At 71.7% G+C, this 14101-nt stretch carries 15 protein-coding genes and 1 riboswitch; of the genes, 6 read left to right on the top strand and 9 right to left on the bottom strand.

Features of this window, described 5'->3' with window-relative positions; genetic code table 11:
• Positions 1–87: 87 nt before the first annotated feature.
• The 4 genes from ACIQ9P_RS14600 to ACIQ9P_RS14585 form a co-directional block, all read right to left on the bottom strand.
• Complete coding sequence (locus tag ACIQ9P_RS14600) at positions 88–1863, bottom strand: ABC transporter substrate-binding protein (RefSeq protein ID WP_402354876.1); 1776 nt, start codon at positions 1861–1863, stop codon at positions 88–90.
• A 56-nt stretch (positions 1864–1919) separates the two neighbouring features.
• Positions 1920–2909, bottom strand: a complete 990-nt coding sequence (locus ACIQ9P_RS14595) for an ABC transporter permease (protein WP_402354874.1) — start codon at positions 2907–2909, stop codon at positions 1920–1922.
• Between the two features lie 507 nt (positions 2910–3416).
• Positions 3417–4364: an enhanced serine sensitivity protein SseB C-terminal domain-containing protein gene (locus tag ACIQ9P_RS14590; protein WP_402354872.1), complete on the bottom strand. Its 948-nt coding sequence runs from the start codon at positions 4362–4364 to the stop codon at positions 3417–3419.
• Between the two features lie 184 nt (positions 4365–4548).
• A complete protein-coding gene (locus ACIQ9P_RS14585) occupies positions 4549–5343 on the bottom strand; it encodes an enhanced serine sensitivity protein SseB (protein ID WP_402354870.1) in 795 nt (264 codons plus the stop codon).
• A gap of 195 nt (positions 5344–5538) precedes the next feature.
• A riboswitch (glycine riboswitch) is annotated at positions 5539–5645 on the top strand.
• Between the two features lie 218 nt (positions 5646–5863).
• Between ACIQ9P_RS14585 and gcvT the strand changes: the two genes are divergently transcribed.
• From gcvT to ACIQ9P_RS14565, 4 genes are all read left to right on the top strand, one after another.
• The gene (gene gcvT, locus ACIQ9P_RS14580) at positions 5864–6985 is read left to right on the top strand and encodes a glycine cleavage system aminomethyltransferase GcvT (protein WP_402354868.1); all 1122 of its coding nucleotides are present in this window, start codon (positions 5864–5866) and stop codon (positions 6983–6985) included.
• 87 nt (positions 6986–7072) lie between these two features.
• On the top strand, positions 7073–7456 hold the full coding sequence (gene gcvH, locus ACIQ9P_RS14575; RefSeq protein WP_402354866.1) for a glycine cleavage system protein GcvH: 384 nt from the start codon (positions 7073–7075) through the stop codon (positions 7454–7456).
• Between the two features lie 80 nt (positions 7457–7536).
• Complete coding sequence (gene glyA, locus ACIQ9P_RS14570) at positions 7537–8805, top strand: serine hydroxymethyltransferase (RefSeq protein WP_402354864.1); 1269 nt, start codon at positions 7537–7539, stop codon at positions 8803–8805.
• 190 nt (positions 8806–8995) lie between these two features.
• A complete protein-coding gene (locus tag ACIQ9P_RS14565) occupies positions 8996–10363 on the top strand; it encodes an L-serine ammonia-lyase (RefSeq protein WP_402354862.1) in 1368 nt (455 codons plus the stop codon).
• Between the two features lie 85 nt (positions 10364–10448).
• Here ACIQ9P_RS14565 and ACIQ9P_RS14560 read toward each other — a convergent pair whose 3' ends face one another.
• Together ACIQ9P_RS14560 and ACIQ9P_RS14555 are read right to left on the bottom strand one after the other, a co-directional pair.
• The gene (locus ACIQ9P_RS14560) at positions 10449–10850 is read right to left on the bottom strand and encodes a PIN domain-containing protein (RefSeq protein WP_402354860.1); all 402 of its coding nucleotides are present in this window, start codon (positions 10848–10850) and stop codon (positions 10449–10451) included.
• Positions 10835–11086 carry a type II toxin-antitoxin system Phd/YefM family antitoxin gene (locus tag ACIQ9P_RS14555; protein WP_402354858.1) on the bottom strand — a complete coding sequence of 84 codons (252 nt, stop codon included), beginning with the start codon at positions 11084–11086 and terminating at the stop codon, positions 10835–10837. Before ACIQ9P_RS14555 ends, ACIQ9P_RS14560 begins: the two co-directional genes overlap by 16 nt.
• Positions 11087–11255: 169 nt before the next feature.
• Here ACIQ9P_RS14555 and ACIQ9P_RS14550 point away from each other — a divergent pair, with 169 nt between their 5' ends.
• On the top strand, positions 11256–11468 hold the full coding sequence (locus tag ACIQ9P_RS14550; protein ID WP_402354857.1) for a prevent-host-death protein: 213 nt from the start codon (positions 11256–11258) through the stop codon (positions 11466–11468).
• A gap of 26 nt (positions 11469–11494) precedes the next feature.
• Here the strand turns inward: ACIQ9P_RS14550 and ACIQ9P_RS14545 are convergent, their stop codons facing one another.
• The gene (locus ACIQ9P_RS14545) at positions 11495–11974 is read right to left on the bottom strand and encodes a VOC family protein (RefSeq protein ID WP_402354855.1); all 480 of its coding nucleotides are present in this window, start codon (positions 11972–11974) and stop codon (positions 11495–11497) included.
• A gap of 107 nt (positions 11975–12081) precedes the next feature.
• Entirely contained in the window at positions 12082–12846 is a 765-nt protein-coding gene (locus tag ACIQ9P_RS14540) for a S1 family peptidase (RefSeq protein ID WP_402354853.1), read from the bottom strand.
• Positions 12847–13211: 365 nt separating this feature from the next.
• Here ACIQ9P_RS14540 and ACIQ9P_RS14535 point away from each other — a divergent pair, with 365 nt between their 5' ends.
• Positions 13212–13595 (top strand): profilin, encoded by a 384-nt coding sequence (locus ACIQ9P_RS14535; protein ID WP_402354851.1) that lies wholly within the window; start codon positions 13212–13214, stop codon positions 13593–13595.
• 68 nt (positions 13596–13663) lie between these two features.
• Here the strand turns inward: ACIQ9P_RS14535 and ACIQ9P_RS14530 are convergent, their stop codons facing one another.
• Positions 13664–14053 carry an ATP-binding protein gene (locus ACIQ9P_RS14530; RefSeq protein ID WP_402354849.1) on the bottom strand — a complete coding sequence of 130 codons (390 nt, stop codon included), beginning with the start codon at positions 14051–14053 and terminating at the stop codon, positions 13664–13666.
• Positions 14054–14101 lie beyond the last annotated feature (48 nt).

The raw sequence follows: 14101 nt of genomic DNA, 5'->3' as shown, positions 1-14101 counted from the left end.
CGGCCGCCCGCCGCCGTCCGGGGTCCTCCGGACGGCGGCGGGCGAACCGCTGCCTTCACCTGCCTTCAGGGATGCGGAGCCAGGCTCTTACTTGGTGGTGCCGATGTTCAGGTAGTCGTACTCACCCGAGAAGGCCGGCGTGGACGCGAGGTTGGTGGCGTTGTCCGGGCGGTACAGGAAGACCTTGAAGTCGGTCAGCGGAACGTAGACCGCCGCCTCCATGACCTTCTTGTCGATGTCGCCGTAGATCTTCTCGCGGGCGGCCCGGTCCGGGTTGGTGGCGGCGTCGTCGAGCAGCTTGTTGACCGCCGGGTCGTTCAGCGAGGCCAGGTTGCTGTTGCCGGAAGCCTTGATCGCGCGGCCGTCGACGATCTGCTGCAGGAAGCCGTAGCCGGTCGGCCAGTCGGCGCCCCACTGCATCATCATCAGACCGATGTTGTGCTCCTTGGCGAACTTCGGAGCGCCGGCGCTGTCCGCCAGGTACTTGCCCTGCGGGAACTGCTGGATCTCGGCGTTGATGCCGACCTTCTTCAGCGCGGCCTGGATCGAGGTGGCGGCGGCGACCTCGGTGGCGCGCTCGGTGCGGGCGGAGAGGACGGTGGTGATGCTGTCCTTGCCGCAAGCCTTCAGCGCGTCCTTGGCCTTGGCCTCGTCGCCCTTGTTGTCCTTGGTCTCCCAGACGTTGAAGTCCTGGTGGCCCGGGATGTCGGGCGGGAGCACGGTGTTGGCGACCTGGCCGCGGACGGGGCCGCCGAGCGCGGTCTGCACCGAGACCTTGTCGACCGCGTACTGGACGGCCTTGCGGCACTCGATGTTGTCGAACGGCGCGACATCGGTGTTGATGGCCATGTAGACCAGACGGCCGCCGTAGGCGTTGTCGGTGTTGGCCTTCAGCTTCGGGTTCTGCAGGATCTGCGCCTGGGTCTGCGGGTCGACACCGCCACCCACCAGGTCGACCTGGGCGTTGCCGGCCAGCAGGTCCTTGTCGATGGTGGCCTGGTCGATGTTCATCCGGAGCACGATCTTGTCCGGCAGCTGCTTGCGGATCGGGTCCGTGCTCGGGTCCCAGTTGGTGTTCGGGACCAGGACGGCCTGCTTGCCGTCCTCGTAGGACTCGAACTTGAAGGAGCCGGAGGAGACGATCTTCTTGACGTACTCGGCGCCGGTGTCCTTGGCCTGCGGGACCGGAACCGTCTGCGGGGCGCTGACCAGGTAGTCGAAGTCGGCGAAGGCGTGCGTCAGGTGGAAGACGATGGTGGTGTCGTCCGGGGTCTCGATCGACTTCAGGTCGCCGGTCTTGTCCTTGTACGGACCCTCGTACGGCGTGGGGTTGTCGACCAGCAGCTCCTTGAAGTACGTCGGGCCGTTGGAGTTCACGTCCGGCGCGAAGTTGGAGCGCTCGACGGCGTACTTGACGTCCTTCGAGGTGATCGGGGTGCCGTCGTCGTACTTCAGGCCCTTGCGCAGCTTGTACGTCCAGCTCAGGCCGTCCGCGCTGACCTGGCCGAGCGACTCGGCGAGGTCCGGGACGAGCTTGTTGCCCGCCTCGCCGGCGCCCGGCTGGAAGGTGGTGAGCGGACGGCCGTACAGACGCGAGAAGTTGTAGATGTACGCGTAGTACGTGTTGCCGGGGTCGAGCGAGTCCGGGGTGCCCTTCATCTCGAAGGTGACCGTCCCGCCCTTCTTGTCGGAGGCGTTGACGATGCCCTTGGTGGCCGCATTGGCACCGGAGCCGCCGGCGGCCTCGGTGCCGGAGCCGGTGGGCTTGGCGTCGGTGCTCTTCGAGCTGGACGAGCAGCCGGTGACGACCAGGACCGCGGCAGCGGCCGCGGCGGTCAGCGCGACGGTACGGGACCTACGCATGGTTGAGATCAACCCCTTGAGGAAGTGTTGGCCGAACGAGGGATCCTGACGCGGCGTCAGTTGCTCTTGGGATCGAGGGCGTCACGCAGCCCGTCGCCGAGCAGGTTGAAGGCGAGTACGGTGACGAAGATCGCCAGACCGGGGACCACCATGTACTGGGGGTCCACCTGGTAGTACCGGATCGCGTCCTGGAGCATGCCGCCCCAGGACGCCTGCGGGGGCTGGATGCCCACGCCGAGGAAGCTCAATCCGGCCTCGAAGAGGATGTTGGTCGGGATCAGCAGGGTCGAGTAGACCAGGATCGGACCGACCAGGTTGGGCAGCAGCTCCTTGAAGAGGATGAACGGCCCCCGGGCGCCCAGGCTCCGGGCCGCGTAGACGAACTCGCGCTCACGCAGCGAGAGGGTCTGTCCGCGCACGATCCGGCCCATGTAGGGCCAGTTGAAGAAGCCGATCACGAAGATCAGCACCATGATGTGCAGCGGGAGGCCGTGCAGGCCGAACGCGCCGCCCTGCAGCGAGGTCGAGATCGCGATCGCGAACAGCAGCAGCGGGAAGGCGAGGAAGACGTCCATCACCCGGCTGATCAGGGTGTCCACCCAGCCGCCGTAGTAGCCGGCCATGATGCCGAGCACGGTGCCGATGGTGTTGGACAGCACGGTCGCGCCGAAGGCGACCAGCAGGGAGACCCAGGAGCCCTCGATGACACGGGTCAGCAGGTCACGGCCCTGCAGCGGGTCGACGCCGAGCGGGTGGTCCCAGCTCATGCCGCCCCAGTCGCCGAACGGCAGACCGCCGAGGTCGGCGTCCAGGAGGTCCTGGTTGAGGGCGTCGGGATCCAGGCCGAAGGCCGATTCGATCGGCTTCGCCAGCACGGCGAGCAGGATCAGCAGGATCACCACGACGCCGCCGACCAGGGCGGCCTTGTCCCGCTTGAAGCGGGTCCAGGCGATCCGGCCGAGCGAGCGGCCCTCGATCTTCTTGGCCGGACTCGCGGCGGCGTCTGCCTCCGGTGCGTTGCCGGCGGTCTTGATGGGTGCGGTCATGGTCAGTTCGGTCCCCTCGCCGACGGTGGCCGGCCCACGGGTGCCGGGCACCGGGATCGGCGGCGCGGCTGGTGCGGACGTGCTTGGGTGCGGACGTACGGAGGTACAGGAGCGGAGTGCTTCCAGCGGTACGACTGGCTCAGTACTGCTGCCACGCGGGATGGGCGTCACGTGGATCATGCGGTCCGCCAGCGCGTTCGCCCTTGTGGGACGCCAACCACGCGCGGCGGGCTGTTGCAGAACTCTCTGCCATCCGAACTGGCTTACGCCAGCCCTGACCACCGACAGATGCCCAACTGTGATCTGTCCGCATGCACCTCCCAGGTCATCGGCATATCCCTCTTCACACAGCTGTAACAGCCATGTCAAGATGTCTTCCTGCGATTCGGGGAGAACGTCCGAAAAAACGTCGAAACCGGCCTGACGGAATGTCAAGCCGGTTTCATGGAAGGGCATCCGGCGCGCCGGTCCGGAGGCCCGTGCCGGGCCGCCCCCGGCCGCCCCCGGTCAGCGACCGGGGTAGCCGGGCCACGGCTGCTGCGGCGGCGGCTGCTGCCCCGGCCAGCCCGGACCCGGCGGCTGGGTGCCGTAACCGAAGCCCTGCCCGTGGGCGGGACCCTGCTGCGAGGCGTACGGCGGCGGGGGCACCGGCGGGTACGGGCCGGTCTGCGGACGGCCGTGCCCGGCCGCCTCCCGGTCGTAGAACGGGCGCGCGTGGGCCCGCATCCACAGTGCCACCGGGTCGAACTCGTCCGCCATCGCCACCGTCGAGACCGCCAGCCCCTCCGGCGCGACCGCGATCGCCCGCTGCATCAGCGCCCGCACCGCCTCCACCGTGGGCGGCGAGCTCTCGTACAGCTCCAGTCCGATGGCGAGGTACGGCTCGCCCACGGACGGCCGCACCCAGGCCCGGCGCAGCGCCCGCACCGAGCGCACCTCGGCCGCCTGCCGCTCCAGCAGCGCGAAGAACTGCTGGGCCGGCACCTGTGGCTCGCTCAGCTTCAACGGGCCGGCCGGCAGCCGGTCCAGCCCCGCGGCCACCCGGCGCAGGTCCGCCCACGGCACCCCGACCCCGCCACCGGGGGCGTGCGGGTTCAGCCAGAGCCCCCAGCGGGTCCGGTACAGCGAGGCCGCGATCTCCCGGCCCGAGATCACCTCGTGCGCCCGCGCCCAGCCGGAGGCCGCCAACTGCTCGGGCGAGGTGACGGCCGGCGCGTAGCCGTGGCCGCTGATCTCCATGTTCCCGTACTGGGCGTCGGCGCTGCCCGGCGTGCCGTGCCACAGCAGCATCCAGACCCGGCCCTCGGCGAGCGCGTTCAACATCGTCTCGTATGCCTCGTAGCGCTCCGGCGCCACCTCGCGCAGGGCGCGCTCCAGCGCGCCCGGATCCGGGCGTCCGGTGGGCGCCTGGCCCCAGGGCCCCGGTGCGCCGCCAGCTACCGATCCCGCACTCATGCGCCCACCTCGTTGCGCCTCTTCGTTCCTCGTCCGTCACCGGCGGCCCGGCGGCCGTCAGGACGCACCTTATGGGGCGCCGCCGACCACCGCCACGCCGACGTGCCAGGGCCCGCGCCGCTCCCCACCGCTCCCCCGTCCGCGCCCGGCCCTACAGGCACCGGACGGACGGCCGGGGTCCGGCTCAGCCCCGTACGTGGAAGGGCGCGACCCGGTTCAGCATCCATTCGACCACCGGGTCGTCCGCGAGGTCGAGCAGTACGAGGTGGACGCCGCCGGGCAGCGGCGCGGTTCCCAGCGCGCGCCCCAGCGCCTCGTTCACCGCCCCCGGGTCGGCCGGGGCCGCCGGGTCCAGCTGGACACCCACGAACATCACGGTCGGCTCGCCCTCGACACTGGCCAGCGCCCGCCGGGCGGTCAGCACCCCGGGCAGCAGTGCCAGTTCGGCACGGCAGGCGGCCAGGAACAGCTCCGGGTCCTCACCCGGCACCGGCTCGCGCAGCGCCACCCGGCCCCCGGACGGCGCGTCCTGGACGGCGTCCCAGCGGTCCTCGCGCGGCCCGCGGCGCAGCTCGGCCACGCCCTCCGGCGGAACCGGGATGCCCACCGGGGCCTCGGGGTTGACGGCGATGCCGACGCCCAGCGGCAGGCCGCGGGCGAACTCCCACACCGGCGCGACCGCGAACGCCATCCCCGGCGCCTGCTGCCGCAGCACCTCCTGCGAGGAGAACACCGGGACATAGGGGCCGCCGGCCAGTTCCAGGGTCGGCAGGTCCAGCGCCCGCCCCTGCGGGTCGCCGCCGGACGGCAGCGGGATCCACACCTGGCTGCGCGCCAGCACCTCGATCACCCGCGGGGTCGCGCCCGGGTCGCCGAGCGCGGCGGTGAGCACCTGCTCCAGCTCGTTGGCCGGCCACGAACCGCCCGCCGGCGCCGACTGCGCCCCGCCCCAGCCCTGCTGCTCCACCGGGTTCCCCATCCGCCGCTGTACCGCCCTCCGCTCGCCGTTCCCGCAGCCTAGCGTCCGGGCGCGGCGGAGCGGGACGCGGAACGCGACAGAGAACGGGGAGGGACCTGTGAGGCAGCCCCCTCTCCCGCCATCGGTGCGGACGTGCCATGATGTGCGCGTCTGCGGTGGCATCCACCCAGCCCCTCCAACTCCATACCGGCCGCTCGAACCCGCGCGGGAGAGTCCGGAGTGCCCCGTCCTGGCGGCACAGCCGGCGCCGAAGGAGCAAGTCCTCCCCGGAATCTCTCAGGCCCCCCTACCGCACGGGTTAGGCAGATCTGGAAAGCGGCGCACGGCCCTGCCGTCCGCCCACCCACGGTGCAAGCCGCCATGCTGTCCTGTTACAGGGCAGTGGCCGGTGAAGCTCTCAGGTACGACGACAGATGGGGAGACCCAGCCGCCGCATGCCCGCGCGCAGGGTCCGCCGCCCCCTGCAGGGCCGGTCCCGGCGTGCGCACCCCTGAGTGCCCCGACCGAGGAGTTCCTGGCCATGTCGTCCCTCCGCCTCACCGCGCTCGACGCGCTGCACCGCGCCCTCGGCGCCACCATGACCGACTTCGCCGGCTGGGACATGCCGCTGCGCTACGGCAGCGAGCGCGAGGAGCACCTCGCCGTCCGTACCAGGGCCGGGCTGTTCGACCTCTCCCACATGGGCGAGATCACCGTCACCGGCCCGCAGGCCGGCGAGATGCTGGACCACGCCCTGGTCGGCTTCGTCTCCGCGCTCGGCGTGCTGCGCGCCCGCTACACCATGATCTGCGCCGAGGACGGCGGCATCCTGGACGACCTGATCGTCTACCGCCTGCGCGAGGACGCCTTCCTGGTCGTCGCCAACGCCTCCAACGCCCAGCTGGTGCTGGACGAGCTGATCGCCCGCGCCAAGGGCTTCAACGCCGTCGTCTCCGACGACCGCGACGCCTACGCGCTGATCGCCGTCCAGGGTCCGGAGTCCACCGCGATCCTGGCCGACACCACCGAGGCCGACCTGCCCGGCCTGAAGTACTACGCGATCCTCCCGGCCCAGGTGGCCGGCCGCGACGTGCTGCTCGCCCGCACCGGCTACACCGGCGAGGACGGCTTCGAGATCTTCTGCAACCCGGGCGACGCCGAGCAGATCTGGCAGGCGCTGACCGCCGCCGGCGCCGAGCGGGGCCTGATCCCCTGCGGCCTGTCGTGCCGCGACACGCTGCGCCTGGAGGCCGGCATGCCGCTGTACGGCCACGAGCTGTCCACCGGGCTGACCCCGTTCGACGCCGGCCTCGGCCGGGTGGTGCGCTTCGACAAGACCACCAACGAGGGCGCCTTCGTCGGCCGCAAGGCCCTGGAGCGGGCCGCCGCCGAGGCCGAGGCCAACCCGCCGCGGGTCCTGGTCGGCCTGGTCTCCGACGGCAAGCGGGTGCCGCGCGCCGAGTACACCGTGGTCTCCGCCGACGGCGCCCCGATCGGCGTGATCACCTCCGGCGCGCCGTCCCCCACGCTGGAGAAGCCGATCGCGATGGCCTACGTGGACGCGGCCCACGCCGCGCCGGGCACCACCGTCGCGGTGGACGTGCGCGGCAAGCACGAGCCGGTGCAGGTCGTGGCGCTGCCGTTCTACAAGCGCGCCCGCTGACGCCGCTCCCCCACCTTTCCCTCGCGAGGCTCGTCCGCCCCTCGGGCCGCTTCGTCGTACCCGCTTCCCATCCTGGAGAATGACGCCATGAGCAACCCCCAGCACCTTCAGTACACCGAGGAGCACGAGTGGCTGACCACCGCCGAGGCCGGTGAGGTCGCCACGGTCGGCATCACCAAGCACGCCGCCGACGCCCTCGGCGACATCGTCTACGTGCAGCTGCCCGCGGTCGGCGACACCGTGTCCGCCGGTGAGACCTGTGGCGAGCTGGAGTCGACCAAGTCGGTCAGCGACCTGTACTCGCCGGTGACCGGCGAGATCACCGAGGTCAACGACGCCGTCGCCGACGACAACAGCCTGGTCAACAGCGACCCGTTCGAGGGTGGCTGGCTGTTCAAGGTCCGGATCGAGTCGACCGGCCCGCTGCTGAGCGCCGACGAGTACAGCAAGCTCACCAACCCCTCGGCCTGAGCCACCCACGGGGCGGCCCGCCCGCGGCGGCCGCCCCGCCCGCCGGCCCTCCTCCCTCTCACTCCCGGGAAGACCCCACCATGACGGTTCTGAACCAGTCCCTGCACGCCCTCGACCCGGAGATCGCCGCCGCGGTCGACGCCGAGCTGCACCGCCAGCAGACCACCCTGGAGATGATCGCCTCCGAGAACTTCGCCCCGGTGGCGGTCATGGAGGCCCAGGGCTCGGTCCTGACCAACAAGTACGCCGAGGGCTACCCCGGCCGCCGCTACTACGGCGGCTGCGAGCACGTCGACGTGGTCGAGCAGATCGCGATCGACCGGATCAAGGCCCTGTTCGGCGCCGAGCACGCCAACGTCCAGCCGCACTCGGGCGCGCAGGCCAACGCCGCCGCGATGTTCGCGCTGATCCAGCCGGGCGACACCATCCTGGGCCTGTCGCTGGCCCACGGCGGCCACCTGACCCACGGCATGAAGATCAACTTCTCCGGCAAGCTCTACAACGTGGCCGCGTACCACGTCGACGACAAGACCGGCCAGGTCGACATGGCCGAGGTCGAGCGCCTGGCCAAGGAGCACCGGCCGAAGCTGATCATCGCCGGCTGGTCCGCCTACCCGCGCCAGCTCGACTTCGCCGCGTTCCGCCGGATCGCCGACGAGGTCGACGCGCTGCTGATGGTCGACATGGCGCACTTCGCCGGTCTGGTCGCGGCCGGCCTGCACCCCAACCCGGTGCCGTACGCCGACGTGGTCACCACCACCACCCACAAGACCCTGGGCGGCCCGCGCGGCGGCGTCATCCTCTCCAAGGCCGAGTGGGCCAAGAAGATCAACTCCGCGGTCTTCCCCGGCCAGCAGGGCGGCCCGCTGGAGCACGTCATCGCCGGCAAGGCCGTCGCCTTCAAGGTCGCCGCCTCCGAGGAGTTCAAGGAGCGCCAGCAGCGCACCCTGGACGGCGCCCGGATCCTGGCCGAGCGCCTGCTCCAGGCCGACGTCGCCGAGGCCGGCGCGACCGTGCTCTCCGGCGGCACCGACGTCCACCTGGTCCTGGTCGACCTGCGCAACAGCGAGCTCGACGGCCAGCAGGCCGAGGACCGGCTGCACGAGGTCGGCATCACTGTCAACCGCAACGCGATCCCGAACGACCCGCGCCCGCCGATGGTCACCTCCGGCCTGCGGATCGGCACCCCGGCGCTCGCCACCCGCGGCTTGGGCGCCGAGGACTTCCGCGAGGTCGCCGACATCATCGCCGAGGCCCTGAAGCCGGCCTTCGACGAGACCGTCGCCGACGCCCTGAAGGCCCGGGTCACCGCCCTCGCCGACAAGTACCCGCTGTACCCGAACCTGTAGGTCCCTCCTGTTCGGCCGCGGGTGACCGGGCTCACGCCGCCCGGACACCGGGGATTCCGGGGCACCGCGCACACTGGAAGGTGCGCGCGGTGCCCCGACCCGTGTCGGTCGCCCGACCCACCACCTCCGCCACTGCCGTCCCTCCCTCCCTGCCGGCACCACCCACGAGACCAGACAAGGACGTCACTCCGTGGCCATCAGCGTCTTCGACCTCTTCTCCATCGGCATCGGCCCGTCCAGCTCCCACACCGTCGGCCCGATGCGCGCCGCCCGGATGTTCGCCCGCCGCCTGAAGTCCGAGGCCCTGCTGACCGAGGTGACGGCCGTCCGGGCCGAGCTGTTCGGCTCGCTGGGCGCCACCGGCCACGGCCACGGCACGCCGAAGGCCGTCCTGCTCGGCCTGGAGGGCTACTCCCCGCGCACCGTGGACGTCGACCGGGCCGACCTCGACGTCGAGCGGATCACCGCCGAGAAGCGGCTCAACCTGCTCGGCACCCACGCCATCGACTTCGACCGCGACACCCAGCTGGTGCTGCACCGGCGGCGCTCGCTGCCCTACCACGCCAACGGCATGACCCTGTGGGCCTACCGGGCCGACGGCTCCACCGTGCTGGAGAAGACCTACTACTCGGTCGGCGGCGGCTTCGTCGTGGACGAGGACGCGATCGGCGCGGACCGGGTCAAGCCCGACGACACCGCGCTCAAGTACCCCTTCCGCACCGGCGACGAACTGCTCCGGCTCAGCCGGGAGACCGGCCTCTCCATCTCCGGCCTGATGCTGGAGAACGAGAAGGCGTGGCGGAGCGAGGAGGAGATCCGCACCGGGCTGCTGGAGATCTGGCAGGTCATGCAGGAGTCCGTCCGGGCGGGCATGTCCCGGGAGGGAATACTCCCCGGCGGCCTCAAGGTGCGCCGCCGGGCCGCCTCCGGCGCCCGCGCGCTGCGCGCCGAGGGCATCGGCCCGGCCAACGCGATGGAGTGGGTGACCCTCTACGCGATGGCGGTCAACGAGGAGAACGCCTCCGGCCGCCGGGTGGTGACCGCCCCGACCAACGGCGCGGCCGGCATCATCCCCGCCGTCCTGCACTACTACCTGAACTTCATCCCCGGCGCGGACGAGGACGGCATCGTCCGTTTCCTGCTCGCCGCGGGCGCGATCGGCATGCTCTTCAAGGAGAACGCCTCCATCTCCGGCGCCGAGGTCGGCTGCCAGGGTGAGGTCGGCTCGGCCTGCTCGATGGCGGCCGGCGGCCTCGCGGAGGTCCTCGGCGGCTCGCCCGAGCAGGTCGAGAACGCCGCCGAGATCGGCATCGAGCACAACCTCGGCCTCACCTGCGACCCGGTCGGCGGCCTGGTCCAGATCCCGTGCATCGAGCGCAACGGCATGGCCTCGGTCAAGGCCGTCACCGCCGCCCGGATGGCCCTGCGCGGCGACGGCCGCCACCACGTCTCCCTCGACAAGGCGATCAAGACCATGAAGGAGACCGGCGCCGACATGAAGATCAAGTACAAGGAGACGTCCCGCGGCGGCCTCGCCGTCAACGTCATCGAGTGCTGACACCGGCCCCACCCGCGCCCGCGCCCCCGCCCACCGGCGGGGGCGCGGGCGTTTCCGCTTCCGGCCCTACCGGGTGCCCGCCCGCTCAGGCCCTCAGGACGATCGCCCGTACGCCCGGCAGATCGGCAAAGGCGGCCGAAGCGTCGGTGGTGACCACCGTCCGGGCGGTTGCGAGCGCCGTGGCCGCGATGATCAGGTCGTGGGCGTCACGGGGACGGCCCTGTCGACGGACGTGCGCCATCAGTCGCGCATGGATGCGGGCCGTATCGGGGGTGTAGTCCTCCACCGGCACGACCGCCAGCACCGCGTCGACGAAGCCCTGCCGCCCGAGCCGACGGGACTCGTTCGCGAGTTCGACCCCCAGGTGGAGTTCGGCCGCCGTGACGGCCGCGATCGCCACGTCGTCCTCCGGGTCGAACAGGCTCGCACTCCCCTGGCGCTCCGCGCGGATCAGCACACCGGTGTCGAGGATCAGTCGACGGGCCACTCGGTCACCTTGTCCTCGAACAGGGAGCGTGCGGACGCGATGTCCTCGGCGAAGTCGTCGTCCGGGCGGAAGCGCCGCAGCACGTCATTGAGGGCGGCCCCGTTGCCGACCGGGGCCGGCCCGATGACGGCGATCCGCCGACCACCACGCGTCACCACGATCGTCTCGCCGTGCTCCGCCGAGTCGAGCACGGCGGCGAAGCTTCTCGAAGCCTCGGTTGCGGTCATCAGCCTCATGGAATCAGATTATCTGAGACACCTGTCGCCCGTCCATGGAACCGACGGACCAGCCGTCGCGCCCCCGCCCACCGGCGGGGGCACGGGCATTACCCGACCGGTCATGGAACGGCCCGGCGGTGCGGGGCAGCCGGATCGGTTCGAACTCGGCGCCACGCGGTGGCACTGCATGGCGCCGCTCCTCCATGCTCGTTCCATGACAGTCCAGCCGGTCACCCCCGACGGACGCGAAGGCGTGAAGCTGATCCCGCTGCATCGGCGGCGGCGGTTCGTCCCCCGCACCGAGTTCGCGGCCGAGTCCCGCAGCGCGCCCGCCGTCTCCCTCGATGCCTTCCGCGCCGACCAGGAGACCGCCGCCGACGGCCTGGCAAGCAGTCGCTGACGCCTGCCGCCCCCGCCTTGGCCCCTTCAGGCGGTGGGGGTGCGGCGGTGGAGTTCCTCGGGGGTGAGGTCCTCCAGGTGGGTCAGGAAGATCCAGAGGTGGCCCGAGGGATCCCTGAGGACGGCGGTGCGGTCGCCGTGGAACATGTCGGTCGGCGGCTGCAGCACCTCCGCCCCGGCGGCTTCGGCCCGCGCGGCCAGGGCGTCGACGTCCGGCACGTAGACGTGCAGCGCGACGCTGGTGCCGCCGAGCGCCGTCGGCGCGGTGAAGGGCGCCCCGTCCCCGCCAGCATCGCCCAGCATCAGGACCGACGCCCCGATGCTGATCTCCGCGTGCAGCACCCCACCGTCGGGGGCGTCGATCCGGACGTCCTCACGGGCTCCGAACGCCCGCTGGTAGAAGTCGATCGCGGCGGACGCGTCGTCGACCATGATGTGCGGGACGACGGCGTAGCGGTAGCGCTCGGGTACGACGGCGTCGGTGTCGGCGGCGGCTGTGCTGGTCATGGCGGATCCCCCTCGATGTCGCCGCCCGGCGGTGCGCCGGGCGGCCTCGGGACCACGGTAGGAAGTGAAGCCGGCTTCAGGTCAAGGCCGACCGCTCCGCCCGGCCGCTACCTCAGGATCGACCGGGGCACGTCGGTGGCCCGGGTGAAGACCGAGAGCGGGAGCTGGGTGTCGCAGTACTTGTTGCCGGTCGAGACGACGCCGATCACCACGCCGCCCACGACCAGCGGGCCGCCGGAGTCGCCCTTGCAGATGCTGTCGGCCGTCCCGGGCCCCGGAAGGCCGCAGACCTTCAGCAGCGGCGAGGCCCCCGGCTGCGTGAACGGCTCGCACTCGGCCGGTGCCGCGAGGGTGAGCCCGGCCTTCTTCAGGTGCGTGCCCGGGCCGCCGTCCCCGGTCCGCCCGTAGCCGAACACGGTGGCCGTGCGGCCGTAGCGGTAGAGCTTCTCGTCGCCCTTGCCCGCCACCCGGACCGTCCGCTGCGGGAGCGGCCGGTCGAGGGTGAGCACGGCGGAGTCGTGGTCCAGGCCGGGCGTGAAGCGGGGGTCGACCTTGAAGCTCCTCACCCGCCGCTCCTGGCCGCCGGTGCCGGTGAGGTCGGTCCGGCCCGCGATCACCCGCAGGGCGGTCGGGTCGTCGGCCTCGGTGACGCAGTGGCCGGCGGTGAGGACCTTGGTGGGGGCGATCAGCGCGCCGGTGCACCACTGCTGGCCGTCAGCCGTCTCCAGGGCGATGACGAACGGGTTGGCCCCGGTGGTCGTGTCCGACCCGCCGTGGACGGCGGCGGCGGGACCGGCGGCCATCGCGACCAACCCGGCGGCGGCCGCCAGGACGGCGAGCGGGCGGCGGGCGGTGCGGTTCTGGCGGCTCATGGTGGTACCTCTCTGCCGGTGACGAGACGTCACCAAGCGTGACGACCGCCACCCGGCCAACGGTTCCGCCCTTCCGTCACCAAACCCCCGACCCGCGCCGGCGACGGGGGCGCGGTGCCCGTCGAGCACCGGGGAGCCCTCCGCCCGGCCATCCCCGGCGACCCGTACAGGAAGTCGAGCGGGTCGGCCTCCTGTGCGGGCTGGCCGGGAAAGGTCGAAGGAATTCACTCGAACGAGTGACGATCTGTCAATTTCAGGTCAGAGATGGGAGACCCCGACTCGGCGCACCCTTTCGGAAGAAAGGATTCCGGTGGCGCGGCCCGCAAAGCGGGCTCGCACGTCCATACCGAGGGGAGACGGTAGGCATGTGGCAGACCTACGTTGACAATCAGCTCGTGGGTTCGAGGAATCTCGACGGCGGGATCATCGTCAGCGCCGCCGACGGCGGCACCTGGGCGCAGAGCAGCGGGTTCAGCCTCAACGCCGGTGAGGGCGCGGCGCTCGTCGCCCTGTACAAGAACCCGGGCGACGCGTTCACCAACGGCGTCACGGTCGGCGGCGTCAAGTACACGGTGGGGATCAAGGCCGACGCGCGCTCGATCTACGTCAGGAAGGGCTCCGCCGGCATCGTGCTGGTCAGGACGTCCCAGGCCATCCTGGTCGGCCGGTACAGCGAGCGGCACCAGCCGGCCGTCGCGGCACAGACCGTGGAGAAGCTGGGCGACTACCTGATCGAGAACGGCCGCTAGGCCGACGGGGAAAGTCGGGTGGGCCGTCCGGTCGTCGTGCGGACGACGACCGGACGGCCCGCGCGCGTTCACGCCTTCAGCTCGAACCAGACCGTCTTGCCGATGCGGCCCGGGCCCCGGGGGTGGGCACCCCAGGCGGTGGCGAGGGCGGCGACGAGTTCGAGGCCGCGCCCGGACTCGTCGTCGGGGTCGGCCCGGCGCGGGACGGGGAGCCTGGGGTCGGCGTCGGAGACCTCGACCCGCAGGGTGGAGTCGTCGAGGACGGCGCAGGTGACGAGGATGTGGCGGTCGCGCGGGGCGTCGGCGTGGCGGCAGGCGTTGGTGGCCAGTTCACTGAGGAGGAGCAGGGCCACCTCCGTGGACTCGTCCGGGACGCGCCACTCGTACGCCTGCCGGAGGAGCTGAACACGGGCGCGGCCGACGCTGCGGGGGTGGCGGGGGAACGTCCACTCGACCATGGCTGTCCTTGGGTGGGGAGGAACCGGGCGTCACCCGCAGGAGCGGAG

The organism is Kitasatospora sp. NPDC094019 (assembly GCF_044764505.1).
Taxonomy (GTDB): domain Bacteria; phylum Actinomycetota; class Actinomycetes; order Streptomycetales; family Streptomycetaceae; genus Kitasatospora.
Note: the sequence above shows the minus strand (reverse complement) of the source record. Positions and strands in the feature narration are given on the sequence as shown.